This is a genomic window from Methylobacterium sp. 001424705 (assembly GCF_059816145.1).
In genome coordinates, this window is the sequence record NZ_JCBANU010000033.1 from 13,349 (window position 1) to 39,669 (window position 26,321).

Sequence of the window (26,321 nt, forward strand, 5' to 3'; positions counted from 1 at the left end):
ACAGCCATGAATGCCCGCGCGAACAAGCCTTCCCGACGCGCTTTCGTGGCCGGCGCCGTTGCCGCCGGCGGCCTCAGCCTCGGATTTCACGTGCCCTTCCCCGAGGCTGCCGCGCAGGAGGCTCCGCCGGCGCTCACGCCCGAGGTCAATGCCTGGGTGGTGATCAAGCCGGACGAGACTGTGGTGATCCGCATCGCCCGATCCGAGATGGGCCAGGGCACTCTCACGGGCCTCGCCCAACTCGTCGCCGAGGAGCTCGGCTGCGACTGGAGCAAGGTGGTCACCGAGTATCCCACGCCGGGCCAGAACGTCGCCCGCGGCCGGGTCTGGGGCGATTTCGGCACGGGCGGTAGCCGCGGCATCCGCGAGTCCCAGGACTATGTTCGCAAGGGGGGAGCCGCCGCCCGCATCATGCTGGTCGAGGCCGCCGCCCAGGGTTGGGGCGTCGCTCCTTCGGAGTGCCGGGTCGAGAAGGGCGTGATCAGCCATGGGGGCTCCGGCCGCACCACCACCTTCGGTGCGGTGGCGATGGCGGCAGCCAAGGTCACGCCGCCGAAGGACATCGTCCTCAAGGATCCGAAGGACTGGACCATCGCCGGCAAGCCGGTGAAGCGCCTCGATACCGTCGAGAAGACCGACGGCAGCCAGATCTACGGCATCGATCTCACCATGCCTGGCCTGCTGAACGCGGCAATCCGCGACTGCCCCGTCTTCGGCGGCACCGTGAAGAGCTTCGACGCCAAGGCTGTCGAGGGTATGCCCGGGGTCAGGAAGGTCGTCGCGGTGGGCGATACCGGCGTGGCGGTCATCGCCGACACCTTCTGGCGTGCCAAGACCGCCGTGGAGGCCCTGCCGATCGTCTGGGACGAGGGCCCGAACGGCCAGGTTTCGAGCGAGACCATCGCGGCGACCCTGCGCGACGGCCTGGACGCCGAGGACGCCTATGTGGGCAACAAGGGCGGCGACGTCGCGACCGCCCTGAAGGGCGCGGCCCGGGTCGTGGAGGCGACCTACGGCGTCCCCTTCCAGAACCACGCCACCATGGAGCCGATGAACGCCACGGTGCGCTGGACCCCGGAGCGCTGCGAGGCCTGGGCACCGACCCAGAACGGCGAGGCGGCGCTCGCCGCCGTGGCCGAAGCCGCCGGCCTCTCGGCGAAACAGTGCGACGTCTACAAGCTCCTGCTCGGCGGCGGCTTCGGCCGGCGCGGCGCCACCCACGACTGGCTGCGCCAGGCCGTCCTCATCGCGAAGGAGATGCCCGGGACCCCGATCAAGCTGATCTGGACCCGCGAGGAGGACATGACCCACGGGCGCTACCACCCGATCACCCAATGCCGGATGCGCGCCGGGCTGGACGACGCCGGCAACGTCACCGGGCTGCACATGCGCATCTCGGGGCAATCGATCCTGGTCTCGGTGGCGCCGAACCGGATAGTGGACGGCAAGGATCCGGTGGTGTTCCAGGGGCTCAATGCCGGCGGCGCGGAGGCCGCGATCGGCTACGCGATCCCGAACATTTTGGTCGACCACGCCATGCGCAACCCGCACGTCCCGCCGGGCTTCTGGCGCGGCGTGAACATGAACCCGAATGCGATCTACCTCGAATGCTTCATGGACGAGCTCGCCCATGCGGTGGGACAGGATCCCCTGGCCTTTCGGCTGAAGCTGATGGTGCAGCACCCCAAGCACCGGGCGGTGCTGCAGGCGGTGGCGGACAAGGCCGGCTGGGGCACGAAGCCCCCCGCAGGCGTCCACCGGGGTCTCGCCCAGATGATGGGCTTCGGCTCCTACGTGGCAGCGGTGGCCGAGGTCTCCGTCGGCGAGGATGGGACGGTCAAGGTTCACCGCATCGTCGCGGCCACCGATCCGGGCCATGCCCTCAACCCGCAGCAGATCGACGCCCAGATCGCGGGTTCCTTCGTGTACGGCCTGTCCGCGGCGCTCTACCAGGAATGCACCGTCAAGGACGGCCGCATCGAGCAGACGAACTTCGACACCTACCCCGTGATGCGGCTTCAGGAGATGCCCGTGGTCGAGACGATCGTGATCCCGTCGGGCGGCTTCTGGGGTGGGGTCGGCGAGCCCACCATCGCGGTGGCGGCCCCCGCTGTGCTGAACGCGATCTATGCGGCCACCGGCAAGCGCGTGCGCCAGATGCCGGTGAAGAACACGGACCTGCGCCGGGCGTGATGCGCCCGGCTGTGCTCGCGGCCTGGCTGCTCGCCGGGTCCGTCGGGATGGTCCTGGCGAGGGAGCGCCCGCCGCCGGGGGCTTCCTCCTGCGCCGGGTGTCACGCCGAGGGGGCCGCGATGGGGGCGATCGACGGTCGCCCGGAGGCCGAAATCGCGGCGGCGCTCGCCCAGTACCGTTCGGGCGTGCGACCCGCGAGCGTGATGAGCCGCATCGCCAGGGGTTTCTCGGAGGAGGAGTCCCGAGCGATCGCCGCCTACCTGTCGCGGCAGTGTCCGGCCGCCCCCGAGACGATCCAGGAGCGGCCATGAGCCGGACGCGCCGGGCGTTCCTCGCCACCGGGGCAGCCTTCGCTTTGGGGCGGCCGGCTCTGGCTCAGGCCGCGCCGAAGGTCGTGGTGATCGGCGGCGGCTTCGGCGGCGCCACCGCCGCACGCGCGCTCCACGGCGGCGGCCTCGACGTGACCCTGGTCGAGGTGAATTCGACCTATGTCTCCTGCCCGTTCAGCAACGAGGTCATCGCCGGGCTCCAACCGATGGCGGCGCAGCGGTTCGGCTACGAGGGCCTTGCCCGTGCCGGCATCCGCGTCGTGCACGCCGCTGCCACCGGCATCGACGCGGATGCACGCCGGGTGACGCTCGCAGACGGCACCGCACGCACTTATGACCGACTCGTGCTCTCGCCGGGGATCGACCTGCGCTTCGACGCCATTCCCGGCTACGACGCGGCGGCGGCCGAGCGCATGCCCCATGCCTGGAAGGCGGGCGAGCAGACGCTGCTCCTCGCCCGGCAGCTCGCCGCGATGCCCGAGGGCGGCACCGTGGTGCTGGCGGTGCCGGGCAATCCCTATCGCTGCCCGCCCGGCCCCTACGAGCGCGCGAGCCTGATCGCCCATGTGCTCAAGACCACCAAGCCCCGCGCGAAGCTGATCCTCCTCGACGCCAAGGACACCTTCTCGAAGCAGCGCCTGTTCCAGTCGGGCTGGAAGGCCCTCTACCCGACGCAACTGGAATACGTCCCCCTGGCGGAGGGCGGACAGGTCACTGCCGTCGACCCGGACGCCATGATCGTCCGCACCGACTTCTCGGACTACAAGGCCGACGTGGCCTGCATCATCCCGCCCCAGCGGGCAGGGCGGATCGCCGCCGTCGCTGGCGTCGCCGACCGCAGCGGCTGGTGCCCGATCGATCCCGTCACCTTCGAATCCCGGCTGGTGCCCGGCATCCACGTCATCGGCGACGCGGCCATCGCCGGGGCGATGCCGAAATCCGCTTTCTCGGCCAACGCCCAGGCCAAGGTCTGCGCCGACGCGGTGATCGACCTCCTGGCTGGCCGCGCACCCGAGACGCCGAAGCTGATCAACACCTGCTACAGCTTGGTGGCGCCCGGCTACGGCATCTCGATCGCGGGCGTCTACCACCCGGCGGGCGGCGTCCTCGCCGACGTGGAGGGGGCCGGCGGCATCAGCCCGGTCGACGCGTCGATGGCCCTGCGCGAGCAGGAGGCCCTCCACGCCGCCGACTGGTACCGCACCATCACCCGGCAGGTCTTCGGGTGAGGCGCGTGCCCGGATGGGTCTGGATCGGCTGCACGATCCTGGCCGCGCGGGCCGAGGCCGCGGCGGGAGCCGAACCGGGCGCGGAGCCCCTGCGGCCCGTCACCGTCGTCGACCGTGCCATACCCGCCAGCCTGACCGGCGTGCCGGGGGATCCCGCGCGGGGCCGGGCCCTCGTGACCGACCGCACCAAGGGGCTCTGCCTGCTCTGCCACGCCGGGCCGTTCCCCGAGGAGCCGTTTCCCGGCAATCTCGGCCCCGACCTCGTGGGCGTCGGCGACCGGCTCGCGCCCGGAGCCCTGCGCCTGCGCCTCGTGGACGGCCGGGTCTTGAACCCGGACACCATCATGCCCTCCTATTACAGCCTCGCGGGCACCATGCGGGTCGGCGCAGCCTGGCGCGGCCGGCCGGTGCTGGCACCCCAGGAGATCGAGGACATCGTCGCCTTCCTTGCGACGCTACGCGAAACCCCTTCGGAGAGGCCGGCGCCGTGAGCCCGCACATGTCCCACCACCCGAGCCGACGCGGCCTCCTCGCCCTTGGACCCGGCCTCGCCGCGACCGTCGCCCTGCACCCGGTGGCGGCCGGGGCCGCGATCCGCACCGAGAGCACGGCCGAGGCCATCCGGCGCTTCGCGGGCGAGGCCGAGATCCTCCCGGGGCGCGTCCGCCTCGACCTGCCGCCGCTGGTCGAGAACGGCAACGCGGTGACGATCACCGTGGCGGTGGACAGCCCCATGACGCCGGAGGACCATGTCCGCCGCATCGCGGTGTTCAACGACAGGAATCCGCAGCCGAACGTCATCACCGTATACCTAGGGTCGCGTGGAGGTCGCGCTGCGATCACGACCCGAATCCGCCTCGCCGACACGCAACGCATCACCGCCATCGCGGAGACCAGCGACGGGCGCTACTGGTCGACCACGGCCGACGCCATCGTCACCCTCGCCGCCTGCCTGGAGGGCTGAGCCGCCATGGCCCGCACCCTGATCAACGTGCCGAAATCCGCCCAGGTCGGCGAGGTCGTCACGATCAAGACCCTGATCTCGCACCCGATGGAGACCGGCTTCCGGCCGGGGGCCGACGGGCGCATCCGCCCGCGGGACATCATCACGGAGTTCGCCTGCCTCTACGACGGCGAGACGGTGTTCCGGGCCGAGCTGTTTCCGGCCACCGCAGCCAACCCCTACCTGACCTTCAGCCTGCGGGCGACGCAGACGGGCACGCTCACCTTCACCTGGCGCGGCGACAACGGTTTCTCGCAGACCGAGACCGCGACCCTGACGGTGACGTGAGGCGGTTCGCGCTCCTGATGGTCGCGGTCCTGTCGGCGGGGCCGGGGCGGGCGGACGGGAGTCCCGCCGCCGCGCGGCGCTCGGGCTTCGACACCATGAGCCCCGACATCCAGGCGATGCAGCGCGACGGCATGGCCAACCCGGCCCTGCTCTGGCTCGCGGACGGCGCCGACCTCTGGGGCAAGCCGCCGGCCCCGGGCCGGCCCGCCTGCGCCGGCTGCCACGGCGAGGCCGGGACCACGATGCGCGGCGTCGCCGCCCGCTACCCGGCCTGGGACGCCGAGACCGCGGCCCCCCTCGACCTCGAGGGCCGGATCAATGCCTGCCGGCGGCGCCACCAGGGCGCGGAGCCCTATCCGTACGAGAGCCGTGAGCTCCTCGGGCTCGCCGCCTACGTCGCCGCCCAGTCCGCGGGCCTGCCGATCACGGCCCCGGACGATCCCCGCCTCGGTCCCGCCCGGGCGGCCGGCAAGGCGCTGTTCACGCAGCGCATGGGCCAGCTCGGCCTGTCCTGCGCCGCCTGCCACGACGACAACCCCGGACGCCGCCTCGGCGCGGCCCTGATCCCGCAGGGCCACCCCACCGGCTATCCGCTCTACCGCCTGGAATGGCAGGGGGTCGGGTCCGTGCAGCGGCGCCTGCGCAACTGCATGACGGGAATGCGGGCCGAGCCCTTCGACTACGGCGGGGAGGAGTTCGTCGCCCTGGAGCGCTACCTCATGGACCGGGCCGCGCCCCTGCCGATGGAGACCCCGGCGGTGCGCCCGTAGGGGTCAGCGGAGTCGGGCCAGCACGAGCCCGCCGGCCGCGGTGAGCAGGACGACGATCCAGGGGGGCGCCCGCCCTGCGGTGAGCAGCACGAAGGCCAGGACCGCGAGGGCGAAGTCGCGGGCGTCGCCCACGGCGCTGACCCAGACGGGATCGTAGAGGGCGGCTCCCAGGATGCCGACCACGGCGGCGTTGGTGCCGCGCATCGCCGCCTGGGCGCGGGGACGGGCGCGCAGGCCGTCCCAGTAGGGCAGGGCGCCGTAGACCAGGAGCAGGCCCGGCAGGAAGATCGCCACCAGGGCGATGACCGCCCCGGGCAGGCCGTGCGGCACCGGGCCGACCGCCGCGCCGAGATAGGCCGCCACGGTGAAGAGCGGCCCCGGCACCGCCTGGGCGGCGCCGTAGCCGGCGAGGAACCGGGCCGGATCGATCCAGCCGGGGCCGACCACCTCCGCCTGCAGCAGCGGCAGCACCACGTGGCCGCCGCCGAACACCAGGGCGCCCGCGCGGTAGAAGGCGTCGAACAGGGCGAGCCCCTGGCCCGCCGGACCCGCGGCGCCGCTCGGGGCGAGCAGGGCCGGCCCCACGAGGGTCGGCCCCACGAGCAGCCCCGCGAACAGGATCAGCGCCACCGCGCCCGCCCGGCGCGAGACCGGCACCGCGAGGCGGCCGACGGTGGCGGCGGGCGCACCCCGGCACAGGATCAGCCCGGCCGCGGCCCCGAGGGCGATCACCAGCACCTGTCCGACGGGGCCGGGCAGGAAGACGACCCCCATCAGCGCCGCGACGGCGATCCCGGCGCGGGGCCGGTCGGGGGTGAGCGTGCGGGCCATGCCCCAGACCGCCTGGGCCACCACCGCCACGGCCACGAGCTTGAGGCCGTGCAGCACGGCCTCCGCCCAGGGGCCCGTCAGGGCGCCGGCCCCGAGGGCGAAGGCGAGGAGCACCAGCGCGGAGGGCAGCGTGAAGGCCGCCCAGGCGGCGAGCCCGCCGAGGAGGCCGCCGGCCCGCAGCAGCCCGAGGGAGAAGCCGACCTGACTGGAGGCTGGCCCCGGCAGGAACTGGCACAGGGCGACGAGGTCGGCATAGCCCGCCTCGTCGATCCAGCGCCGGCGCTGCACCAGCTCGTCCCGGAAGTAGCCGAGATGCGCGATCGGACCGCCGAAGGACGTCAGGCCGAGCTTGAGGAACACGCCGAACACCTCGGCGGCCCGGCCGGGACCCGGACGCGTCTTGAGGAATGGAGGCTGTGCCTGCCCGTTCACGCGGTGATCCTCATCGTCGACACGTCTCCAGCACCCATCCCGCTCTCGATCGACCATGGACCGGTTCGGCGGGCGGATACCATCCGGCGCGGCCCAAGTCGCGGCGATTCCCGCCGGCCGGCCCGTCCCCGGGGCGCGGCGCACCGGCGGACCGCAGGCGCGCCTCGCGGGAAACGCCCAAACGAGGCGCAGAGCAATCAAGTCTGGCTATAGTACGCATCGTCCTAAGTAAAGTACGGATCGTCACCTAATCAATCGACTCAGAGGTCTGTACTTACAAATCCATAAACCAATCCTGGTCGAGATTGATGTGCCTAGACGGCATCGATGGCTCCAAACCTGGATTGCATCTCATGGACTATTCTGTTGGTCTAACTCAGGCTGCGCGTGACAATGTGCTCTCTCTGCAGAACACCGCGTCGCTGATGTCTACCAATCAGGAGCGCCTGACGACTCGAAAGAGCGTCAACAGCGCCCTGGATGATCCGGTCAAGTATTTCACCGCGCAGGCGCTCACGGATCGCGCCGGCTCCCTGACGAGCCTGCTCGCAGGCATGTCCAACGGCATCCAGACCATCAAGCAGGCGTCGAATGGCCTCGACACGATCAGCACCTACGTGAAGTCGATGCAGGCGGTGGTGCAGCAGGCCCAGAGCAGCGCCGCGCAGAACCTGCCCAAGATTTCCGGGACCGCCGTCCTCGGTGCTCCGAACTTGGCCACTGCCGCGGGCATGAGCGTCCGTGACTACTCCCTCGGCATGACCCTGATCGCTCCGGTCGCCCCGGCCAAAGCCGGTGCCAACGGAAACGTCGGGCTGGCGACGACCGTCAACACCCTGCAGATTTCGGCTGGCAACGCGAGCTACAGCTACACGATCACGGCGTCCGACACGGTCGCCGACCTCGTCAGCCAGATCAACAAGTCGGGCCTCGCCACCGCGTCGGTGGACAACCAGGGTTTGATGCAGGTGGTCGGCGAGGGATCCGATCCTCTCACCATCAATCTCGGTGCCGCCGCGACGCCGCCGGCGACCGGCTTCACCGCCAACACGACGGCGACGACGCGGATCTTCGGTGCGAAGTCGAATGCCGTCGTCGGCGGCCTCACCTCGGCGGCCCGTTCGGCTCTGGTCGAGCAGTTCAACACCTTGCGCACCCAGATCGACTCCGCAGCCAAGGATTCCGGCTTCAGTGGCATCAATCTGCTCAACGGCGACAAGACCTCGGTCGTCTTCAACGAGTTGACCGGGCCGGACCAGTCAAAGCTCGTCGTGCAAGGCACGGTGACCAACTCAGCAAACCTAGGGATCGGTCTGATGCAGGATATAGCTACGTCCGCCGGTGGGTCGAACTTCGGCATCCAGAACAACGCGGACCTCACGAAAGCGGCGGACGCGCTGACCGGTGCGCTCAACACCCTGAAGACCCAATCGAACGTGCTCTCCTCGAACATGTCGATCATCCAGACCCGCCAGGACTTCACCAAAAGCATGACCAACATTCTCGCGACCGGCGCCTCCAACCTGACGGCGGCGGACATGAACGAGGAGGTTGCCAACTCGCAGGCCCTGCAGCTTCAGCAGTCGCTCGGCGTCTCGGCGCTGTCCCTCGCCAATCAGGCGAACCAGAGCATCCTGCAGCTCCTGCGCTAAGCGGACCCGGCAACTCGGCGCGGTTCGATTGACCGCGCCGAGTTGCGCCCGGGGTTCGCGCACGCCGGTGCGACCGCGGCCCCTCTCCCAGCATGATCCGGCCGGCCATGGCTCTCGCTTCCGAACTGTCCAGATGGCTTGCCGCAGGGGCAGCGCTGACGGGTGCCATCGTGATGATGACGCAGTCCGCCCCCTCGTGGGACGGTGTGCGGATCGGGCTCGTGTGTCTCGTCTCATGGGCGATCTTCACGACGATCGGGTTTGCAGGCGGGTTTGCGGCACTCGTTACCGGCCGGAGGCGCAAGCGGACCGGACGTTCATCGACCGGGCGCCCGGCAAAACCGGACCCGGCCGGGCCCCTGACGGACGGCCCTGCCGCGAACGAGCGGACATCGCCGGAAGCCCCGTCCCCGCCTGCTCCAGCCTCGTCCGCCGCATCCCTTCCGGCCCATCGGAAGCGGATTCTACAACGGAGATTTCTCTGATCCATCCGGTCTGACAAGTTTCAGTCTCATCTATGTTCAAATAACTCTGTTTCGTCTCAGCGTATAATACAGGTAACTGTAGATTTTTATCAGGTATCTGGGCCGCTGAGTGCGGGCTCGCTCGGGAATTATTCTGTCGAATGCGTGGTCGACCGCGATGAGAGACGAGCCTGATCCGTTCCGTTGCTGTTGGAATAGTTCCAAGGTCATGCGCCAGTGACCTCCTGGATTATCCTCCGGCGGGCTGCGATCGGGGCTTCCGGTCGGCACCATCGTTCTTGGACCGTCCCGCGTTGCGCGTGCTCCACTCTCCCGGCGTTCGAGCTTGGCAGGCTTCCGTCCGAGGGTCGGAGCGACCCGTCAGACCACCCGTCCGGTCCGGACTAGGAAGTAGTCTTTCTGTTTCCGGGATGAGGTTCGAAGTCGAATTCTATAGGCCAAATTATAATGTAAATTAAAAATATATCTGAATCTTATGGAAGATAGATACGGCGCCTGATCTTTCTTATCCCAGTCGGGAGGAGCGATTGCATGGTGTGCCCATTCGACCGAGATCGCAGGCGCTGACCGCGGCCTCCGCGTCGCCCGTCGACGCGGGTTCCGCACCCTGGGCGCCCTTTTCCGAGGATGGGCTTCTCCGAGGGAATCCGCCGCAGGCACGCCCCTGGTCGGGCGGTACGCGTCGACGAGTCCGACCGGGACGCACGCATCTCCGCGAACCGACTCAGGGCCGTTTCAGTCAGCCAAAACCGCGCGCGTGCACGCAAGACGGGTGCAGCGCGGCGCGCGCGGCGTTCTGAGACTGACGATGGCATGTGCACGGACGGACGTTCCGTCCTTCAATCCAGACAATCCATCCCGGAGCGTGCGGATCCGCTGTGGCGCTATTCACTGCGCGAAGAGCGAGCAATAGATTGTCCGGGAGGCGTACTCCGGGATATCCGGACTGTTTTGGGTCAATCGAGAGGGCCATAGAACTGGATCGGATAGATGATAGAGTATCTTTTCCAGAGCATCGCCGACAACAATACGCGTCGAAGAGCCTGGATTGATGCCTTGGCGGATCTATTCGAGGTGCGTTGCGAGCAGGACGTCTTTGTTCCGTGCAGTGTATACCAAAGATATTATAATCTGAAGAAAATGATGTTTACCGAGACCGACGGCTTCAAGCAGGTCGCGGAGAGAAAATCGTCTCAAATCGCGAACCAGAACATCGATCACATCTGCATCTCCCTCCAGCTCTCAGGTCGGAAAAAGATTGCAACCGAAAGGTGCGTTTCGGAAATCGAGAAGGAGATGCTGGTCGTCTTCGATCTTTCTCAGGAGCTCTCGATCGACCGCGCGGGCGGGGGCGCCGAATTGGGGGCGATCGTGCCGCGCCGTGTCCTGGATGGTTGGCGCGGCGATCCGTCGAGCTGGCATGGACGGGTCATCCCTCCGACGACCACACCCCTCACCCTTCTGCTCGCCGACCATCTGAAAGGCTTGCGGACCTGCCTTCGGACGGCGGCCCCGCTGCAGAAGAACAGGCTCGCCGAGGCCTCCATCGCCCTCTGCAACGCGGCGTTCATCGCGGAGGCGGACAGCGCCTACAATCACACCGGCGTCCTCGGGATCGCCGTGCGCCAGGAGATCGACCGAAACCTCGCCGCGATCGACGCCGAGACGCTGATGGCCAAGTTCGGCCTGTCGCGGACGCCCCTCTACAAGCTGTTCGAGGCCGATGGGGGGGTCTACGCCTATATCCGCAGCCGGCGCCTCGCGCACGCCATGCAGCAGCTCGCCTGCGCCGCCGGCGGGCGGCGCCCGAGGATCGCGCAACTGGCGTTCGAGAGCGGTTTCGAGAACGAGCAGGTGTTCAGCCGGGCGTTCCGGCGCAAGTACGGCCTGAACCCGAGCGAGGTCGACGCCACCTGCCAGGTCTGCCCGCACGACGACCGCGCGTCACGCCTGCTGTCCTGGCTGCGTGAACTCTAGCCGATCGCGGGTCCTGCTCACGGCGCCGCGCCGTTCGCGCCCCGTCGGCTCAGCAGGTCCCTGCGGAACTTGGCATCGGGGCGCTGCAGGAAGTGCCCGGCGCAGCGCATGTCCTCGTGCATCTCGCGCCCGACACGTCGGCGCCCCGGGACCGAGCGGCGCTTCGATCCCAGGGCCCGCCTCGTCCCGGATGCGCGGGAATCGGTGTCCGGAGAAGCCCCGGTCGGGCACGGGCGGACCGCCCGCGGACAGGCCGGTGCTCAATTCGCAGGAGTCCGAAGGTGCACGAAAGCAAAATTTCGAAAAACGGATTCATACATTGTGAATTGCTGGCCCGTATGCCTGTAGCGCGTAAGATTTAAAAATCGAGCCGCATGCAACTTCTGCGTTATAGAGCTTGTATCACAGAAACTTGTTCCGATGCTGTTCGATCAGAAAACCTTTCGAAAGATGGTCTTGAATCGTACAGGACATCCCTGCCATCCTGAAACGACCGGAAAAGCCGACGTTTTTCTCAATGTGCGTGCGGTTGCGCTGCTCGAACGATTCCGCTCGGACAGTCGTGGCGCGACCGCCGTCGAATTCGGGCTCGTTGCAATTCCGTTCTTCACGATGCTTGCGGCGATCATCCAGATCTCGTTTCAGGTCTGGGCTGCGCAGAACCTCGACTATGCTGTGCAGAAGGCAAGCCGATCCATTCTGACGGGATCCTTTCAGGTGGCCAATAGCGGGCAGCGGGACCCGGCCGTTCTGTTGGGACGTCTGCGGGACAATCTCTGCAACTCCGGCGCGCTGATGCCGGCCTTCGACTGCCAGTCGATCAAGCTCGACGTCACGCTGAGCGGGTCCTACGGCAGCGGCAGCGTTTCCAGCCCGTTCGACTCGAGCACGGGCGGCTGGTCCCGCACGGCCGGGACGCAGTTCAGCTGTCCGCAGCCGGGCGCCATCGTCATCGTTTCGGCGGCCGCGAAGTTTCCGGTGTTCTTCTCGTTCCTGAAGCTGAGCCCGAATACCTTCGCCGATGGATCCCAGCTGATGCTGTCGACGGCCGTCTTCCGGACGGAGCCCTACCAGACGACATCGACCACGGGCTGCAACACCTGACATGGGTTCGCCAGGCTCCTTCCCGCCATCTGCCCGGAACGTCCACGCCGTCCGGATCCGTGCCCGTTCGTTCGGGCGGGCGGCCGAAGGCGTGTCGGCGGTGGAATTCGCCCTCATCTTCCCGATCATGCTCCTGCTGCTGGTCGGCATCATCGAGCTGTCGAATGGTGTCGACAACTGGCGCAAGGTGACCCTCCTGTCGCGGGCCGTCGCGGATCTCACGTCGCAGGGCGACAAGCAGAACCCGATGACGGATGCGGCGATGGCCGACATCCTGAAGTCGGCCAAGCTCATTCTTCGTCCCTTCGACACCACGAACGTCAAGATCGTCGTGAGCGCGCTGGGGGTCGACCTGAAGGGCTTCTCCCTGAGGCCCGTCGTCTGTTCGAGCGCCGCCACGGACAACGCCAAGGCGCGCGCCACCGGGGCCGCCGCGGACCTGAGCGTTCCGCAGGGATTCCAGGTCACCGGCACCCGCTACATCCTCGCGGAGGTGACGATGCCCTACGCGCCGATGCTGGGCAGCGCCCTGGTGAACCAGCTCGGCGGGACCAACGGGCAGATCACCCTGACCGTCAACACGCCCTGGCCGACCCGCGGCGGCCAGCCCTACGGGGTGAACCCCTACAGCGAGGTGGTCCTGCCCAAGGGATCGCCCTGCCCCGCCCCCGTGACCTGAGTGCGACGAGGTGAGGAGATGATCGTGCGTCGTCCTGGTTTGGTCCAACGCTTCCACGGCGATCGCCGCGGGAACGTCGCGGTGATCTTCGCGCTCGCGAGCCTGCCGCTGCTCGCCTTCGCGGGGGCCGCCCTCGATTACGGAACCGCCACGCGGATGCAGGCCAAGCTCCAGGCGGCCACCGATGCGACGGCCCTGAGCCTGTGCCAGAGCCCGAGCACGACGACCACGGCCCAGATGCAGGCCCAAGCCCAGGCCATGATGGCCGGCTACATGGGAGCCGCCGGATTGACGGTCGATCCCATCAGCGTGACGACGAGCCCGCGCAAGATCGTCCTGGCCACCCATATCAGCTCGCCGGCCCTGTTCGGCCAGGTCTCCAAGACGCTGGATCTGAATCCCACCGCCGTCGCCCAATGCGCGACGCCGCTTCCGAAGACGTTCGAGATCGCCCTCGTGCTGGACACGACCGGCTCGATGAGTTCGAGCGGCGGCAGCACGACGAAGATGCAGGCCGCCCAGCAGGCGGCGAACAACTTCATCGACTACGTGCACAACAACCCCGCCTTCACCGCGGATACGCGGATCTCGATCGTTCCCTTCGCGGCGTCCGTCGCGGTCAATCCGGTCACGTACCGGAACGCGGCCTGGATCGATAAGCTCGGCAAATCCTCCTACCACTGGAACAACGTCAGCGGCGCCACGGCGGCCGGGTTCACCAGTCGGTTCGGGATCTTCGATTCCCTCAAGACCGTCTCGCCGAGCTGGGGCTGGGGCGGGTGCCTGGAGACCTTGCCCTATCCGCTGAACGTCCAGGACGGGCAACCGGGGGCGAGCGCCGATTCCCTCTACGTCCCGATGTTCGCACCCGACGAGCCCGGTCAGGGGACGACATCCTACACGACCTATGCGGGGAACTACACGTTCAACAGCTACCTGAACGACGCGACGGGCTCCAATTCCTGCAAGGCGGACACAAGCTTGAGCTTCGCCGCCACCGAGGCGCGGGCCTGCAAGTACGTCAATCCCCAGGGCGCGGCGCCCACGGAGAGCTCCTACCTCGCCCTGCCGAACGGACCCAATTTCGGCTGCACCAGTCAGCCCCTGCAGCGGCTGACCAACGACGTCACGATCCTCAAGTCGCTGGTCTCGAGCCTGAAGCCGCAGGGCGCGACGAACATCCTCGAAGGCCTGATGTGGGGATGGCGCACGGTGTCGCCCAACAGCGTCTTCGGCGATGGCGGCTCCTACGCCTCGGCGAACGTCAACAAGATCATCATCCTGATGACGGACGGGGCGAACAGCTGGAGCGACAACCCCTACCAGAACTACAACGGGACGTTCTTCTTCTCGATGGGGTATTTCAAGAACGCCGACGGCTCGACGCCGAACGGGCGCCTGCCGCCCAACTACCAGAATCTCACGACCACCACCCAGGCGCGCAACGCCCTGGACGCCCTGACCCAGACGGCCTGCACCAACGCCAAGGCGGCCGGCATCCAGCTCTACACGATCGGCTTCAGCACCGCGGGCGATCCGATCGACAGCCAGGGCCTGAGCCTGCTGAACGGCTGCGCGAGTTCGCAGAGCCAGGCGTTCATCGCCAACACCTCGGACGCCCTCATCGCGGCCTTCGACCAGATCGGAAAGAGCATCGGAACGCTGCGCCTGACCCAGTGAGGGCACCCGTCCCTGGGCCGGCTCCCAGACGCTGAGGGCCGTCGTCCCGGGCCCGACCCTCACACACCCGCGCCGTTCGCGCCCCGTCGGCTCAGCAGGTCCTTGCGGAACTTGGCATCGAGGCGCTGCATGAAGTGCTCGGCGCAGCACATGTGCTCGTGCATCTCGCGCCGGACGGCCTCGGCGTCCTCGGCCCGGTAGGCGGCCACGAGGGCGCGGTGGCTTTCGAGGTTGTGGGCGCCGAAGGCCTCGTGCTCGGTGAGGCTGTCGCTGCGGAATTCCACGAGGTCGCGCAGCAGGCTGTTGAGGAACCGGCACATGAAGGCGAGGAGCGGGTTGTCGCTGACGTCGCACAGGATGTCGTGGAAATCGACCTCGACCACCCGGCCGAGGCCGCGCTGGTCGCCCGCGTTGGCGGCCTCGCAGGCGGCCATGTTCGCCTCCAGGCGGCGGAACTCCGCCTCGCCGAGGCGGCCGACCACGCTGACGCCGAGCGTCACCTCCAGGCTGCGGCGCAGGGCGTAGACCTGGGCGAAGTCGAGCTCCTGGAAATGCAGGAACCGGCGCAGCTGCTGGGCGGCGGCGTCCACCGAGATCGGGCGGATCTCCGGGCCGCCGTTGGGGCCGGACTGCATCGTCACCAGACCCTGGACCTCCAGGGCCTTCAGGGCCTCGCGGATCGTGCCCTTGGCGCAGCCGTAATGCTGCATCAGGGCGCGCTCGTTCGGCAGGCGGTCGCCGGGGGCCAGGCGTTCGCGGGCGATCCGGTTGCAGAGATCCTCGGCGATCTGGTCCGACAGCTTGATCCGCCGCATCGGCGCGGGCGGGCCGTCCACCTCGGGCGTGGTCATCGGGGAGCCGGACTCGGTGGAGCCCAGGCCGCGTCGGCGTCGAGGGGGAAGATCGGGCGGGCGAGCTTGGCGAACGGGAACAGGCCGTAATCGGAGCTGGTGACGCCCCGGCTCGCGCACTCCACCACCGCCCGGGCGAGGGGCTCGAAGACCGGCCGGCAATACATCCGCGACTTCAGGATCAGCACCCGGGCCGCCGCCGGGTCGAGGCCGAGGCTGGTGAACACGCCGAGGTCCCAGGGCTCGTGCGGCTCTTCCGTGACGAGGATGCGGGCCGCGCCCGTGTCGAGCACCGCCGCCCGGCCCATGCGGCAGCGTTGGCCCGTATAGGTCGGGCCGGTGATGACGTAGTCCCCGTCGCCCAGCGCCGTCACCGTGCCGGCGAGGGGGAGGGGGGCCTGGCGCGGGAAGCCCGGCAGGGGCACGCGGTTGCCGAGGCCGCAGGCGACCCGGGCGCCCACGCCCGCCGCGTGCAGGGCGGCCACGGCCTCCGGATCGCAGATCGGGCCGGCGAGGATGCCGTCCATCCCGGCGTCGAGGGCGGCGGCGAGCACGTCCATCACGTCGCAGGTGCCGCCCGACATGCAGTTGTCGCCGTGGTCGAGGAGGAGCACCGGGCCGTCGCCGGGCTGCGCCAGCGCGGCTTGTCCCGCCGCGATGGACTCGGCCAGCGGCGCCTCCGCGTAGACGAAGGCGTCCCGGGCGTCCCAGAGCCCGGCCGCGAGGTCGCGGGCCGCCGCGTCGGCGGCGCCCTGCGTCTCGGCCGTGACCGTGACCGAGACGCCGGCCTCGGCGAGGTCGGCCAGGGAGAAGCCGCCGAAGATCGTGGCGGCGAGCACGCCGGGGCGGGCCTCCGCCGCCCGGGCGGCCGCCACCGCCGCCTGCATCGGGCCGGGTACGCGGGTGTCCATGCGCAGGGTGTGGGCGAGCATCGGCGGGTGGACCCAGGCGCGATGGGGCCTGAGGCCCTCGTCGAGCATGCGCCCGACGATCCCGGCGACGCGGGCGCCGGTCTCGGCCATGTCCACGTGCGGGTAGGTCTTGAAGCCGGCGAGCGCGTCGCACTGCGCCACCATCGCGTCCGTGATGTTGCCGTGGAGGTCGAGGGCGACGCCGAGCGGCACGCCGGGCGCCAGGGCGCGGATGCGGGCGAGCAGCGCACCCTCGCCGTCGTCGTGGCTCTCCGTCACCATCGCCCCATGCAGGTCGAGGAGGATGGCGTCGCAGCCCGGGCGGATCGCGTCGAGGATCGCCGCGCAGAGCGCCTCGAAGGCCGCGTCCGCCACCGGGCTGCTCGGGTTGGCATGGGCCGAGACCGGCACCGCGACGGTGGCGCCGCGCGCCTCCGCGAAGCGGATGAAGGCGCCCAGCGCCGTGGTGCTGTCGCGGCCCGCCGCCAGGGCCGCGTCGCCCCAGAGCGGGTGGAAGGCGGCCAGCGGGGTGGCCAGGGGCGAGAAGGTGTTGGTTTCGTGGTTCACCCGGGCGGTGACGATGCGCATGGCGGCAACTCGTGTCGTTGGGGTCAGGCCGCGGCGCTGTGGCGGGCGTCGTAGTCGAGCACCGCGTCGAGCAGGACCTGCGCGCCGGCGGCGCATTCGGACGGGGCGGTGGATTCGGCCGGGTTGTGGCTGAGGCCCCCGGCGCTCGGCACGAACACCATGGTGGTGGGCACCAGGCCGGCGACGTGGGCGGCGTCGTGGCCGGCCCCCGAGACCATGTCGCGGGTGGCGTGGCCGCCCTTCGCGGCGGCGCTCCGGACGGAGGCGATGCACTCGGGGTCGAAGGCGACGGGCGCGGTCCGGGCGATGGCCTGCAGGCGGGTCTCCAGCCCGAGCTCGGCGGCGACGCGCGCCACGGCCGCCTCGAGTTCCGCCTCCAGGGCGTCGAGCACTGCGTCCTGCGGATGGCGCAGATCGACGGTGAGGAAGACGTGGCCCGGGATGACGTTGTTGGAGTTCGGCGTCACCGTGAGGTGGCCGACGGTGCCCACCGCGTCGGGGGCGTGCGCCTGAGCGGCGGCGTCCACCGCCTCCACCAGCCGGGCGGCGCCGACCAGCGCGTTGCGGCGCAGCGGCATCGGGGTCGAGCCCGTATGGGCGGACCGGCCCTCCAGGGTGACCTCGAACCAGCGCATGCCCTGCACGCCCTGCACCACGCCGATGGTGGCGCCTTCCGCCTCCAGGATCGGGCCCTGCTCGATGTGCAGTTCGAACATCGCCCCGAACGGCACCGCGCCCGCAGGCGCCGTGCCGCGGTAGCCGATGGCGTCGAGGGCTTCGCCGAAGCGCGTGCCGGCGCTGTCCTGGCGCGCCTCGGCCCAGTCGCCGGCATAGATGCCCGCATAGACGCCGGAGCCGAGCATGGCGGGGGCGAAGCGCGCGCCCTCCTCGTTGGTCCAGTTCACCAGCAGCAGCGGCGCCTCGGTGACGTAGCTGGCCCCGTCCAGGGTGCGCAGCACCTCGAGCCCGGCGAGCACGCCCAGCACTCCGTCGAACTTGCCCCCCGTGGGCTGCGTGTCGAGGTGGCTGCCGAGCGCGATGGGCTGCAGGTCCGGGTTCCGGCCGGGGCGCAGGGCGAACATGTTGCCCACCGCATCCACCGTGAGGGTGCAGCCCAGGGCCTCGACCTGGGTCCGCAGCCAGTCGCGCACCCGGCGGTCCTCGTCGCTCAGGGTCAGGCGGGCGATGCCGCCGTCGGGGGTGGCGCCGATGGCGGCGGTCTCGGTCAGGGTGTCCCAGAGGCGTTCGGCGTTGATGGTGAGGTTCGACATCGGTGTTTCGGAGTCCCTGCTGCTCACGCCGCCTTCACGCCGAGGAAGCGGTCGCGCGCCGCCTCGTCGGCGACGAAGTCGGCATTGCCGGCCGCGTAGGCGACGCGGCCGAGTTCGAGGATGTAGTGGCGGTCGGCCAGGCTCGTGCAGACCGCCAGGTTCTGCTCCACCAGCAGGATCGGGACCCCGGCCTCGCGGATGGCGCGGATCTGGGCCACGATTTCCTCGACGATGACGGGGGCGAGGCCCTCCACCGGCTCGTCGAGCATGAGGAGCTTCGGCCCGGAGAGGAGGGCGCGGGCGATGGAGAGCATCTGCTGCTCGCCGCCCGAGAGCTGCGCGCCCCCGTTGCGGCGGCGCTCTTCGAGACGCGGGAACATCGCGTAGATGTCCCGCAGGCCCCAGGGCGAGCCCTTGCGCACGGCGATGGCGAGATTCTCCGCGACGCTGAGCAGGCTGAAGATGCCCCGGTCCTCCGGCACGAGGGTGAGGCCGGCCCGGGCGATGCGGTGGGCGGGCCAGCCCGCCACGTCGGTTCCGTGGAACTGCACCCGGCCGCCGCGCGGGGGCAGGAGGCCGCTGATCGCCTTGAGCGTCGAGGTCTTGCCGGCACCGTTGCGCCCGAGCAGGCAGACGATCTCGCCGTCGCGCACCTCCAGGCTGACGCCCTGGAGGATGTGGCTCTTGCCGTAGAAGCCCTGGACCGCGTCCAGGCTGAGGGCGACCGGGCCGCTCACGAGGCGTGCGCCCGGGCGGGCGTGAGGTCGCCCGTAATCATGTTGCCGAGATAGGCCCGCCGCACCTCCGGGTCGTCGCGGACCCGGGCCGGCGGCCCCTCCACCAGCACGCGGCCGGCGCGCATCACCGTCACGGTGTCGGAGATGTTCATGACGATGCCCATGTTGTGCTCGATGAACAGGACGGTGTGGTCGCGGCCGAGGTCGCGGATCAGCGCCGTCATGGCGGCGATGTCGTCGATGCCCATGCCGGAGGTCGGCTCGTCGAGGAGGATGACCTTCGGCGCCGCCGCCATCGCCATCCCGACCTCCAGGCGCCGCTGCTGGCCGTGCGAGAGCGCGCCCGCGGCGCGCAGGGCCACCGCGGTCAGGTCGAGGCGTTCCAGCATCGCCTCGGCCATGGCCAGCGCCGGCCGGTTCGCCTCGGCCCGGCGCCAGGGGGCCAGCGCCTGCCAGGGCGTCTTGCCCTGCGCGGCCAGCCGCAGGTTTTCACGGACGCTCAAGGTCGAGAACAGGCTGGTGACCTGGAAGGAGCGGGCGAGGCCGAGGCGCACCCGCTCGTGGTCGGCGGTGCGGGTGATGTCCCGGCTGCCCAGGGTGATGCGCCCGGCCGAGGGCGCGATCCGGCCGGTCAGCGCGTGGAACAGGGTCGTCTTGCCAGCGCCGTTCGGGCCAATGATCGAGTGGACGCTGTTTTCGGCGATGCGCAGGGTCACGTCCTGCAGGGCGACGAAGCTGCCGTAGCGGACGCCCAGGGCGTCGGTGGCGAGGATCGGCGCGCTCATCGGGCGACCTCCGGTGCGCGGCCGGTCTCCGCGCCGGGAAGAGCCTCCGGCGCGGGCGCGACCTCGGGGGCGGTCACCACGGGCCGGTCCGGCGCCGGATCGTCGACCGGCGGCGCCCGCGTCACGAGGGCGACGGCGTGCTCGATCAGGCCCCAGAGGCCGCGCTGCAGGAACAGCGTGATGACGATGAGGAGGAGCCCGAGGAGGAGGAGCCAGCGCGGCCAGATCGCCGAGAGGGCGTCGGCGGCGAGCAGGTAGGCGCCGGCCCCGAGGAGCGAGGCGAACAGGTTGGCGCTGCCGCCGATGATCGTCATGATCAGCAGGGTCTCGCTGGTGTGGTAGTCGATGTTCGAGAGGGGCGCGACGCCGATCAGCATGGCGTGGAGCGCGCCCGCGAAGGCCGTCACCGCCCCGGAGATCGCGAAGGCCGCGACCTTGAAGGCGCGCACCGGATAGCCGATCGCCCCGGCCCGGCCCTCGTTGTCGCGGATGGCGAGCAGGGTGCGCCCGAAGGTCGAGAGCGCGACCCGCTGCAGGGCGGCGAAGAGCCCGAGGAAGAGAACGGCCACGAAGGCGTAGTAGGTCCAGGGATCGGCCAAAACCGTGCCGGCGAGGCGCGGGCGGGGAATGTCGAGCAGGCCGTTGTCGCCGCCCGTGAGGCCGCTGAAGGTGTAGGCCAGGAAGTAGAACATCTGCGAGAAGGCCAGCGTCAGCATGACGAAGTAGACGCCCTGGCGCCGGATCGAGACCCAGCCCACGGCGGCCGCCACCAGCGCCCCCATAGCCAGGGACAGCAGCAGCATGACGGGGGCGGGCAGGCCGGCGCGGACGAGGCCGAGCCCGGCGACGTAGCTGCCCAGGCCGAAGAAGATGCCCTGGCCGAAGGAGAGGAGGCCGGTATAGCCCAGCAGCAGGTTGCAGGCGGCGACCGCCAGCCCGTAGATCAGGATCTCGCTGGCCAGCGTGCCGGAGCGCATGACGAGCGGCAGGATCAGCACGGCGGCGAGCGCGAGGCCGAACTGGACGAGAGGCCGGTCGAGAAGAGGGACCATCGCGAAATCCTCCTCAGGCCCGGCCGAACAGGCCGCGCGGCATCGCCATGATGATGCCGGCCATGCCGAGATAGATGACGAGGCGCGCTCCCTCGGGCCACAGGGTGGCCATCAGGCTCTGGGCGATGCCGACGAGGAGGCCGGCGGCGAGCGCCCCGGCGTAGCTGCCCATGCCGCCGATCACCACCACCACGAAGGCGATGCCGAGCGCCTCGACGCCCATGAAGGGCTCGACGCCGCGGATGGGGGCGGCCAGCGCCCCGGCCAGCCCCGCGAGCCCCGCGCCGAGGGCGAAGACGGCGGTGTTGATGCGCAAGGTATCGTAGCCGAGGAGCGCCATGTTCGCGGGCGATTCCGACCCCGCCCGCACGATGGCGCCGAGCCGCGTCCGGTCGAGGAGCCACCACAGGCCCGCGGCCAGGAGCGCCGTGAAGCCGATCACGAAGAGCCGGTACTCCGGATAGACGAAGTCGCCGAGGATCATCACGCCGCTCAGTTCCTCCGGCGGGGCGACGTTCCCGCCGAGGGGTCCCCAGACGATGATGACGAGTTCCTGCACCACCAGGGCGAGGCCGACGGTGACGAGGATGTGGAAGGTGTGGGGCAGCTTGTAGACCCGGCGCAGGAGCAGCCGCTCGGTCAGGGCCGCCAGCCCCGCGACGACGAGGGCGGCGAGCGGCATCGCCACCCAGAAGCTCAGGCCCCGCTCGACGCCCTCGTAGGCGAGGTAGGCCCCCAGCAGGTAGAACGCCCCGTGGGCGAAATTCACGAACTGCAGCAGCCCGAAGATGATGCTCAGGCCCACCGCCAGGAGGAAGTAGAGCATCCCGAGCCCGAGGCCGTTCAGGATCTGGAACAGGTAGGTCACGGAGTCTCCCGTTCAGCCAAGGTGTCGTCCGCGTCGCGGGTCGGGTGAGGGGTGCGCGCTGTCCGGAGAGGTCGCCCCCTCGCCCGGTCGCTCCGCGACCACCCTCCTCCGCGGAGGGGGGAGGGTCGGAGCCAGCCCTCACGCCATCTTCCTCACGCCATCTTGCAGCCGGCGGCCTCGGGCGAGAGGAACGACTTGCCGGACTGGATGACGTCGGCGAAGTCGTCCTTGTCCTTCATGGCGGACTTCGCCTTGCCCTTGAGCAGGTAGTAATCCTTGATGACCTGGTGGTCGGCGGCGCGGATCTCCTCCTCGCCGGTCAGGCCGGCATAGCGCATCCCTTCGAGGGCCTTGATCACGGCGGGGCCGTCGGCGCTGCCGGCCTTGGCGGCGGCGTCGAGGAGCAGCTTGGTAATCTGGTACGAGCCGGCGAAGGAGTAGTTCGGCGTCATCCTGGCGGTCTCGCGGACCTTGGCCACCAGGGCCTTGTTCAGGGGCGAGTCGATGCCGTGCCAGTACTGCGCGCCGAAATAGACGCCCTCGCAGAGATCGGCCCCCAGGGCCTCGAACTGCTCCAGGCCCGAGGCCCAGGCGAGCACGATGGTCATGCGCTTCTTGAGGCCGAAGCTCACCGCCTGGCGCAGGGCATCCGAGGATTGCGAGCCGAAGTTGAGGAGCAGCAGCACGTCGGGCTTGGCCGCGATCGCGTTGGTCAGGTAGCCGCTGAACTCCTTCTCGGCCAGCGAGTGATAGCTGTTGCCGACATGCTCGATGCCCTTCTCCTGGAAGACCGCCTTGGCTGCGCTCAGCAGGCCCTCGCCGAACACGTATTGCGGAGTGATGGTGTACCAGCGCTTGGCGTTGGGCATCTGCGCGATGAGGGGCCGCACCGTCTGCGCGATGGCGCCGAAGGTCGGCACCGTCCAGCGGAAGGTGCTGCGGTTGCAGTCCGAGCCCGTGATCTCGTCGGCCCCCGCCGTGGTGATGAAGACGCCGTCGGACTTCGCCGCCTCCTTGCCCATCACCAGGGCCTCGGAGGAGAGGATGCCGCCGGCGAAGAGCCGGGTGCCCTGCGCCATCGCCTCCTGCACCTTGCGGGCGGCCGGCGCTGGCTTGCCCTCGGTGTCGATGTCCGCGACCGTGACGCTGCGGCCCAGCACCGTACCGGCTTCCTTCGCGGCGAAGGCGGCTCCGAGCGAGGCATACTTGCCGTTGGCCGCGAAGGCGCCGGAGATCGGCAGCGGGGCGCCGATGACGAGAGGCCCCTCCGCCGCGTGGGCGCCGCGCAGGACACCGGACAGCGGGAGGCCGGAAGCCCCCAGGGCGGCCGCCGTCAGCGAGGTCTTCAGAAACGCACGACGATCACGCATGGCACCGCTCCCCGCTCTCGCGCCGGTCGAACTATCCAAACTATACGCATAGAATATGCGCGTGTTCGATCCGTCAAGCGGTCGTGGATGTTGCGCTGCACTTGTGCAATTGCGGGTCGTAAGCCGGGATTTCAGGCAGGCGATGCTCGTTATCGCTGCAGGATCGACCGGGTCTTGGCGCGCTTGACCGGGCCGAGGGCGAAGGTCGATTCGATTGAGGCGACGTCGTCGTGGCGGCTGAGGTTGTCGTTGGGGAAGCGCGCCGCCTCCCGGTGGCGACGCCGGCGGGCTTCGCACGCCCGCCTCAGGGCGGAGCGCGCCAGCCGATCAAGGCGTCGCCGATCGGTCTGGGGCTGGACGGACGCGCCGATCCGACCCCGAGGGGGAGGCCGGTTCAGACCCCGATCGCGCCGTTGTGCAGGGCGCGCAGCTCGACGTAGCTCATGGTCTCGCTGCTCCAGCTCGGCCCGTCGCAATCGTGGAGCCGCTTGGGGAGCGGCTTGTGCTTGTCGCCCTGGTAGAACCCCAACACGACGGTCTGGCCGTCGGTATCGTCGCGCTCGATCCGGTAGGCCGGCCGAACCTCCGATCCGAGGCGGCTGATCCGAACCCGCAGGGTCGGATTGCGCGCCTGGTCGGGGACCATGTTGCGGTAGACGCCTCTCAGGTACTCGAGGCGGTCGGCGTTCCGGCCCGCGAGATCCGCGATGGAGACGTTCTCGGCGAGCATGGCGGGGGAGGTCATGGGGTTCGGCTTTCGGTTGGGAGCGGGGGCGCTTCGCAGCGCCGGTCAGGCGACGGCCGGGGCTTCCTCGGTCGTCACAACGAATCGGGTCAGGGTGTTGGGCCCGAAGGTCAGGGTGAGCGGCACGTCGGCCGCATCCCGGCCGTAGGCGATCAGGATGCGGCCGATCCGCGACGCATTGTTGCGCGGATCGAAGGTGTGCCAGCTTCCATCGAGGAAGACCTCCATCCAGGCCGCGAAGTCGCCCGGTGCGTGCGGGAGCGGCAGGCCGATGTCGCTGACGTAGCCGTTGCAGTAGCGCGTCGGGATGTTGAGGCAGCGGCAGAAGGCGATGGCGAGGTGCGCGTAGTCGCGACAGACGCCGCGCTGCTCCTCGAACACCTCGAAGGCGGTCCGGGTGGCGCGGGCATGCTCGTAGCCAAAGGTGATGCGGTCGTGCACGTAGTCGCAGATCGCCTGGACACGGCTCCAGCCGGGCGGCAGATGGCCGAACAGGTCCCAGGCGATCTGCGAGAGGCGGTCGGTCTCGCAGTAGCGGCTGCCCAGGAGGAACAGGAGGCTGTCGGTCGGGAGCTGCGCGATGGGCGTCTCCGCCGCCGTCGGGTGCGGATGGTCCCCGCGGCCCCCGTCGCGCACGATCGTCTCGGTCTTCAGCGTGAACGCGCCGGCCGGAGCCGTCATCCGCTGGCACCAGTTGCCGAAACTGTCGCGATAGCCCTCCAGCGGCACCGCGGGCTGCGTGACGAGGTGGTCCGGGCGCTCCAGGTCCGAAACCCGCGAGGCATGGACGTTGAGGGTGGCGATGACCGGGGTGGGCTGGGGGAAGGTGTAGGTCATCTCGCAGCCGACGAGGATGCGCATGGGGTCTCTCCGGGATTGTCGTCGCGCGCGGGAGGGGGCCGCCGGGCCGCGAGGGGGCGGTTCCGCTGGCCGAGGGGCTTCCCTCAGTGCAGGGTCGGCGGCGGCTCCAGGAACACGCGCATGCCATCGCCCGCCTCGACGGCCTCGGTGAACGCGTCGAGGGCATCCGCGTCGCAGGCGAAGGTGGTGTCCCAGAGGGTCGACCATCCCGTCGGATCGATGACCTCCAGCGTCCAGGGATCCTGGGAGCCGGCGAAGCGGTAGACGTTCACCGTCACCGTGATGCCGTCCTGGGTCGCCTGTCCGGTCAGGTCCGAGAACTCCATCGTCGGTTTCTCGTAGGGCATGCGGTGTCTTTCTCGATGGACGAGGTCACCGCAGGAGCCCGGACGGGTCCCTATCTCATGAGCCGAATAACAGGTCTTTAGCAGAGTTCGGGTCGCAACGGTTCGAAAATCGCAATCTACCGCAACGATGCGTCGTCTCATCGGCCCTGCACACTTTAGTCCAGTCCTCGTCGATCTCGGACCGAGAGAAAGTTCGCTGATCCGACAGGGCTGCATCGGGAGGCCGATGCGTCTGTGAACGTTCGGCCGCGAAGTCCTGTCACGGAGCGACGCGTTCCCAAGACACGGGCCAAGACAGAGGCCAAGGCACAGAGCCCGTCCCGCGCGCCGGTGCGGCCGGGTCGATGACGGAAGGCTACCCGGCCTGGGCCAATTATCCAGTCTTGGCCAACAGAAAGAGCCCGGTGCCGATGGCGAGCAGGGTTCGGGACACCCAGGAGAAGGCGAGGGCGCCCGCGCCGTCCTCCAGGGATCGCAGATGGGCGACCTGGGCGAACAGCGCGGCCCAATAGGCGGCCCAGAGGCCCAGGACGGAGATCAGCCCCATCGGCCCGGCGGCTAGGCTTCCACCCGGCGCTCGTGCCGCCACAGTGCGATGGCGTGCCGGCGCGCTTCGTAGGCCCGCCGCATGGGCGTATCGACGGCGCCTTGCCCCTCCGGACGGTAGCCGAAGCGGAGGACGCCGTCCGAGCCGTAGAGACGCGTCATCTCGGAACGCCACACCTGATCCGTGCGGGTGAGAACCGCCTCGGTCTCGGCCAATCGGTTCATGGGCATCGGGGCTCGCTGATGTGAAGTGATCTTCATCTCAACGCGCGCGGACGCCGGAGGCTCCGGGACGCGTTCGGCACTTTCTGGCGCCGCCAGGGCCCCTCGCAGCCGTCGAACGCCCCTCCGGCCGCAGGGCGCCCCGCTCCGACATCCGGCCTGGGCCCACCCTGACCGGAACCGGGTGTAGCCATTGTCAGGTATCCGGACTGGCCCCCTGGAGGTAATCCCCTTGGCGGAATTACTTTATCCGATCAACTGAGTATGATTCGAGACATGCGGGATTCGTTCCAGATCTGACAGTTGTCGATGCCATCGCGATTGCCGATGGATGGCGTCATCGAATCATTGATCTGCGTTGGCCGAAGAGAAAAAGCCTGAGGGATTTGTCCTTTCGGCGCTGGACCAATTTTCTACTCTTGCGAGGGGACGCTTTGTCATGCCTACGGTTGATGGCAACCTGAACGATTGGACATCGTCGGCTCGGCTCAATCCCGCAGGCACGACAGCGGCCG

General features: G+C 69.4%; 26 protein-coding genes. 12 read left to right on the forward strand and 14 right to left on the reverse strand.

Annotated features, from left to right (window positions below; translation table 11 throughout):
• The first annotated feature begins 6 nt into the window (after nt 1-6).
• From AC6EUL_RS20380 to soxA, 7 genes are read left to right on the forward strand one after another with little or no spacing between them, the layout of a single operon-like run.
• A complete protein-coding gene (locus AC6EUL_RS20380; RefSeq protein WP_499872330.1) occupies nt 7-2,193 on the forward strand; it encodes a xanthine dehydrogenase family protein molybdopterin-binding subunit in 2,187 nt (728 codons plus the stop codon).
• Entirely contained in the window at nt 2,193-2,504 is a 312-nt protein-coding gene (locus AC6EUL_RS20385) for a c-type cytochrome (protein WP_499872359.1), read from the forward strand. The genes AC6EUL_RS20380 and AC6EUL_RS20385 overlap by 1 nt, the downstream gene beginning before the upstream one ends.
• Nucleotides 2,501-3,751 carry an FCSD flavin-binding domain-containing protein gene (locus AC6EUL_RS20390; protein WP_499872331.1) on the forward strand — a complete coding sequence of 417 codons (1,251 nt, stop codon included), beginning with the start codon at nt 2,501-2,503 and terminating at the stop codon, nt 3,749-3,751. The genes AC6EUL_RS20385 and AC6EUL_RS20390 overlap by 4 nt, the downstream gene beginning before the upstream one ends.
• Nucleotides 3,752-3,756: 5 nt before the next feature.
• Nucleotides 3,757-4,242 (forward strand): sulfur oxidation c-type cytochrome SoxX, encoded by a 486-nt coding sequence (soxX, locus tag AC6EUL_RS20395; protein ID WP_499872334.1) that lies wholly within the window; start codon nt 3,757-3,759, stop codon nt 4,240-4,242.
• 8 nt (nt 4,243-4,250) lie between these two features.
• Nucleotides 4,251-4,715 (forward strand): SoxY-related AACIE arm protein, encoded by a 465-nt coding sequence (locus AC6EUL_RS20400; protein ID WP_056275964.1) that lies wholly within the window; start codon nt 4,251-4,253, stop codon nt 4,713-4,715.
• Between the two features lie 6 nt (nt 4,716-4,721).
• On the forward strand, nt 4,722-5,042 hold the full coding sequence (gene soxZ / locus AC6EUL_RS20405; protein WP_056275959.1) for a thiosulfate oxidation carrier complex protein SoxZ: 321 nt from the start codon (nt 4,722-4,724) through the stop codon (nt 5,040-5,042).
• A gap of 17 nt (nt 5,043-5,059) precedes the next feature.
• Entirely contained in the window at nt 5,060-5,812 is a 753-nt protein-coding gene (soxA, locus tag AC6EUL_RS20410; RefSeq protein WP_056276618.1) for a sulfur oxidation c-type cytochrome SoxA, read from the forward strand.
• Nucleotides 5,813-5,815: 3 nt separating this feature from the next.
• On the opposite strand, the gene chrA is transcribed toward soxA, so the two are convergent.
• Nucleotides 5,816-7,075, reverse strand: a complete 1,260-nt coding sequence (gene chrA / locus AC6EUL_RS20415; RefSeq protein WP_056275956.1) for a chromate efflux transporter — start codon at nt 7,073-7,075, stop codon at nt 5,816-5,818.
• A 353-nt stretch (nt 7,076-7,428) separates the two neighbouring features.
• Between chrA and AC6EUL_RS20420 the strand changes: the two genes are divergently transcribed.
• The 5 genes from AC6EUL_RS20420 (at nt 7,429) to AC6EUL_RS20440 (ending at nt 14,652) form a co-directional block, all read left to right on the forward strand.
• Complete coding sequence (locus AC6EUL_RS20420) at nt 7,429-8,727, forward strand: flagellin N-terminal helical domain-containing protein (protein ID WP_162242634.1); 1,299 nt, start codon at nt 7,429-7,431, stop codon at nt 8,725-8,727.
• 1,781 nt (nt 8,728-10,508) lie between these two features.
• Nucleotides 10,509-11,189 carry a helix-turn-helix domain-containing protein gene (locus AC6EUL_RS20425; RefSeq protein ID WP_056382019.1) on the forward strand — a complete coding sequence of 227 codons (681 nt, stop codon included), beginning with the start codon at nt 10,509-10,511 and terminating at the stop codon, nt 11,187-11,189.
• 420 nt (nt 11,190-11,609) lie between these two features.
• Nucleotides 11,610-12,293, forward strand: coding sequence for a TadE/TadG family type IV pilus assembly protein (locus tag AC6EUL_RS20430; RefSeq protein WP_499872339.1), 684 nt, complete (start codon nt 11,610-11,612; stop codon nt 12,291-12,293).
• A 100-nt stretch (nt 12,294-12,393) separates the two neighbouring features.
• The gene (locus AC6EUL_RS20435) at nt 12,394-12,972 is read left to right on the forward strand and encodes a TadE/TadG family type IV pilus assembly protein (RefSeq protein ID WP_244472695.1); all 579 of its coding nucleotides are present in this window, start codon (nt 12,394-12,396) and stop codon (nt 12,970-12,972) included.
• Between the two features lie 81 nt (nt 12,973-13,053).
• The gene (locus AC6EUL_RS20440) at nt 13,054-14,652 is read left to right on the forward strand and encodes a Tad domain-containing protein (protein WP_244472696.1); all 1,599 of its coding nucleotides are present in this window, start codon (nt 13,054-13,056) and stop codon (nt 14,650-14,652) included.
• 59 nt (nt 14,653-14,711) lie between these two features.
• Here AC6EUL_RS20440 and AC6EUL_RS20445 read toward each other — a convergent pair whose 3' ends face one another.
• The 13 genes from AC6EUL_RS20445 to AC6EUL_RS20505 form a co-directional block, all read right to left on the reverse strand.
• Nucleotides 14,712-15,503 (reverse strand): FadR/GntR family transcriptional regulator, encoded by a 792-nt coding sequence (locus AC6EUL_RS20445; protein ID WP_499872342.1) that lies wholly within the window; start codon nt 15,501-15,503, stop codon nt 14,712-14,714.
• Complete coding sequence (locus AC6EUL_RS20450) at nt 15,500-17,002, reverse strand: M81 family metallopeptidase (RefSeq protein WP_499872344.1); 1,503 nt, start codon at nt 17,000-17,002, stop codon at nt 15,500-15,502. The genes AC6EUL_RS20445 and AC6EUL_RS20450 overlap by 4 nt, the downstream gene beginning before the upstream one ends.
• A 23-nt stretch (nt 17,003-17,025) precedes the next feature.
• Nucleotides 17,026-18,273: a Zn-dependent hydrolase gene (locus tag AC6EUL_RS20455; protein ID WP_499872347.1), complete on the reverse strand. Its 1,248-nt coding sequence runs from the start codon at nt 18,271-18,273 to the stop codon at nt 17,026-17,028.
• A 23-nt stretch (nt 18,274-18,296) separates the two neighbouring features.
• On the reverse strand, nt 18,297-19,010 hold the full coding sequence (locus tag AC6EUL_RS20460; RefSeq protein ID WP_056216130.1) for an ABC transporter ATP-binding protein: 714 nt from the start codon (nt 19,008-19,010) through the stop codon (nt 18,297-18,299).
• Complete coding sequence (locus AC6EUL_RS20465) at nt 19,007-19,795, reverse strand: ABC transporter ATP-binding protein (RefSeq protein ID WP_499872349.1); 789 nt, start codon at nt 19,793-19,795, stop codon at nt 19,007-19,009. Before AC6EUL_RS20465 ends, AC6EUL_RS20460 begins: the two co-directional genes overlap by 4 nt.
• Entirely contained in the window at nt 19,792-20,847 is a 1,056-nt protein-coding gene (locus AC6EUL_RS20470) for a branched-chain amino acid ABC transporter permease (protein ID WP_082487501.1), read from the reverse strand. Before AC6EUL_RS20470 ends, AC6EUL_RS20465 begins: the two co-directional genes overlap by 4 nt.
• A gap of 13 nt (nt 20,848-20,860) precedes the next feature.
• A complete protein-coding gene (locus AC6EUL_RS20475; RefSeq protein ID WP_082559268.1) occupies nt 20,861-21,715 on the reverse strand; it encodes a branched-chain amino acid ABC transporter permease in 855 nt (284 codons plus the stop codon).
• Between the two features lie 152 nt (nt 21,716-21,867).
• On the reverse strand, nt 21,868-23,085 hold the full coding sequence (locus tag AC6EUL_RS20480; protein ID WP_499872353.1) for an ABC transporter substrate-binding protein: 1,218 nt from the start codon (nt 23,083-23,085) through the stop codon (nt 21,868-21,870).
• 394 nt (nt 23,086-23,479) lie between these two features.
• Nucleotides 23,480-23,830: a hypothetical protein gene (locus AC6EUL_RS20485; RefSeq protein ID WP_056216124.1), complete on the reverse strand. Its 351-nt coding sequence runs from the start codon at nt 23,828-23,830 to the stop codon at nt 23,480-23,482.
• A gap of 45 nt (nt 23,831-23,875) precedes the next feature.
• Nucleotides 23,876-24,691, reverse strand: a complete 816-nt coding sequence (locus AC6EUL_RS20490; protein WP_056216122.1) for a transglutaminase-like domain-containing protein — start codon at nt 24,689-24,691, stop codon at nt 23,876-23,878.
• Between the two features lie 83 nt (nt 24,692-24,774).
• Entirely contained in the window at nt 24,775-25,038 is a 264-nt protein-coding gene (locus AC6EUL_RS20495) for a hypothetical protein (RefSeq protein WP_056216120.1), read from the reverse strand.
• Nucleotides 25,039-25,411: 373 nt separating this feature from the next.
• A complete protein-coding gene (locus AC6EUL_RS20500) occupies nt 25,412-25,585 on the reverse strand; it encodes a hypothetical protein (protein ID WP_499872357.1) in 174 nt (57 codons plus the stop codon).
• Between the two features lie 11 nt (nt 25,586-25,596).
• The gene (locus tag AC6EUL_RS20505; protein WP_244472697.1) at nt 25,597-25,809 is read right to left on the reverse strand and encodes a hypothetical protein; all 213 of its coding nucleotides are present in this window, start codon (nt 25,807-25,809) and stop codon (nt 25,597-25,599) included.
• Between the last annotated feature and the right edge of the window lie 512 nt (nt 25,810-26,321).

Excerpts from the sequence above, each read along its gene's own strand:
- AC6EUL_RS20380 (WP_499872330.1), top strand. The coding sequence starts at position 7 with ATGAATGCCCGCGCGAACAAGCCTTCCCGACGCGCTTTCGTGGCCGGC.
- AC6EUL_RS20385 (WP_499872359.1), top strand. The coding sequence starts at position 2,193 with ATGCGCCCGGCTGTGCTCGCGGCCTGGCTGCTCGCCGGGTCCGTCGGG.
- AC6EUL_RS20390 (WP_499872331.1), top strand. The coding sequence starts at position 2,501 with ATGAGCCGGACGCGCCGGGCGTTCCTCGCCACCGGGGCAGCCTTCGCT.
- AC6EUL_RS20400 (WP_056275964.1), top strand. The coding sequence starts at position 4,251 with ATGTCCCACCACCCGAGCCGACGCGGCCTCCTCGCCCTTGGACCCGGC.
- soxZ (WP_056275959.1), top strand. The coding sequence starts at position 4,722 with ATGGCCCGCACCCTGATCAACGTGCCGAAATCCGCCCAGGTCGGCGAG.
- soxA (WP_056276618.1), top strand. The coding sequence starts at position 5,060 with ATGGTCGCGGTCCTGTCGGCGGGGCCGGGGCGGGCGGACGGGAGTCCC.
- AC6EUL_RS20420 (WP_162242634.1), top strand. The coding sequence starts at position 7,429 with ATGGACTATTCTGTTGGTCTAACTCAGGCTGCGCGTGACAATGTGCTC.
- AC6EUL_RS20425 (WP_056382019.1), top strand. The coding sequence starts at position 10,509 with ATGCTGGTCGTCTTCGATCTTTCTCAGGAGCTCTCGATCGACCGCGCG.
- AC6EUL_RS20430 (WP_499872339.1), top strand. The coding sequence starts at position 11,610 with ATGCTGTTCGATCAGAAAACCTTTCGAAAGATGGTCTTGAATCGTACA.
- AC6EUL_RS20445 (WP_499872342.1), bottom strand. The coding sequence starts at position 15,503 with ATGACCACGCCCGAGGTGGACGGCCCGCCCGCGCCGATGCGGCGGATC.
- AC6EUL_RS20450 (WP_499872344.1), bottom strand. The coding sequence starts at position 17,002 with ATGCGCATCGTCACCGCCCGGGTGAACCACGAAACCAACACCTTCTCG.
- AC6EUL_RS20455 (WP_499872347.1), bottom strand. The coding sequence starts at position 18,273 with ATGTCGAACCTCACCATCAACGCCGAACGCCTCTGGGACACCCTGACC.
- AC6EUL_RS20465 (WP_499872349.1), bottom strand. The coding sequence starts at position 19,795 with ATGAGCGCGCCGATCCTCGCCACCGACGCCCTGGGCGTCCGCTACGGC.
- AC6EUL_RS20470 (WP_082487501.1), bottom strand. The coding sequence starts at position 20,847 with ATGGTCCCTCTTCTCGACCGGCCTCTCGTCCAGTTCGGCCTCGCGCTC.
- AC6EUL_RS20480 (WP_499872353.1), bottom strand. The coding sequence starts at position 23,085 with ATGCGTGATCGTCGTGCGTTTCTGAAGACCTCGCTGACGGCGGCCGCC.
- AC6EUL_RS20485 (WP_056216124.1), bottom strand. The coding sequence starts at position 23,830 with ATGACCTCCCCCGCCATGCTCGCCGAGAACGTCTCCATCGCGGATCTC.
- AC6EUL_RS20490 (WP_056216122.1), bottom strand. The coding sequence starts at position 24,691 with ATGCGCATCCTCGTCGGCTGCGAGATGACCTACACCTTCCCCCAGCCC.
- AC6EUL_RS20495 (WP_056216120.1), bottom strand. The coding sequence starts at position 25,038 with ATGCCCTACGAGAAACCGACGATGGAGTTCTCGGACCTGACCGGACAG.
- AC6EUL_RS20500 (WP_499872357.1), bottom strand. The coding sequence starts at position 25,585 with ATGGGGCTGATCTCCGTCCTGGGCCTCTGGGCCGCCTATTGGGCCGCG.
- AC6EUL_RS20505 (WP_244472697.1), bottom strand. The coding sequence starts at position 25,809 with ATGAACCGATTGGCCGAGACCGAGGCGGTTCTCACCCGCACGGATCAG.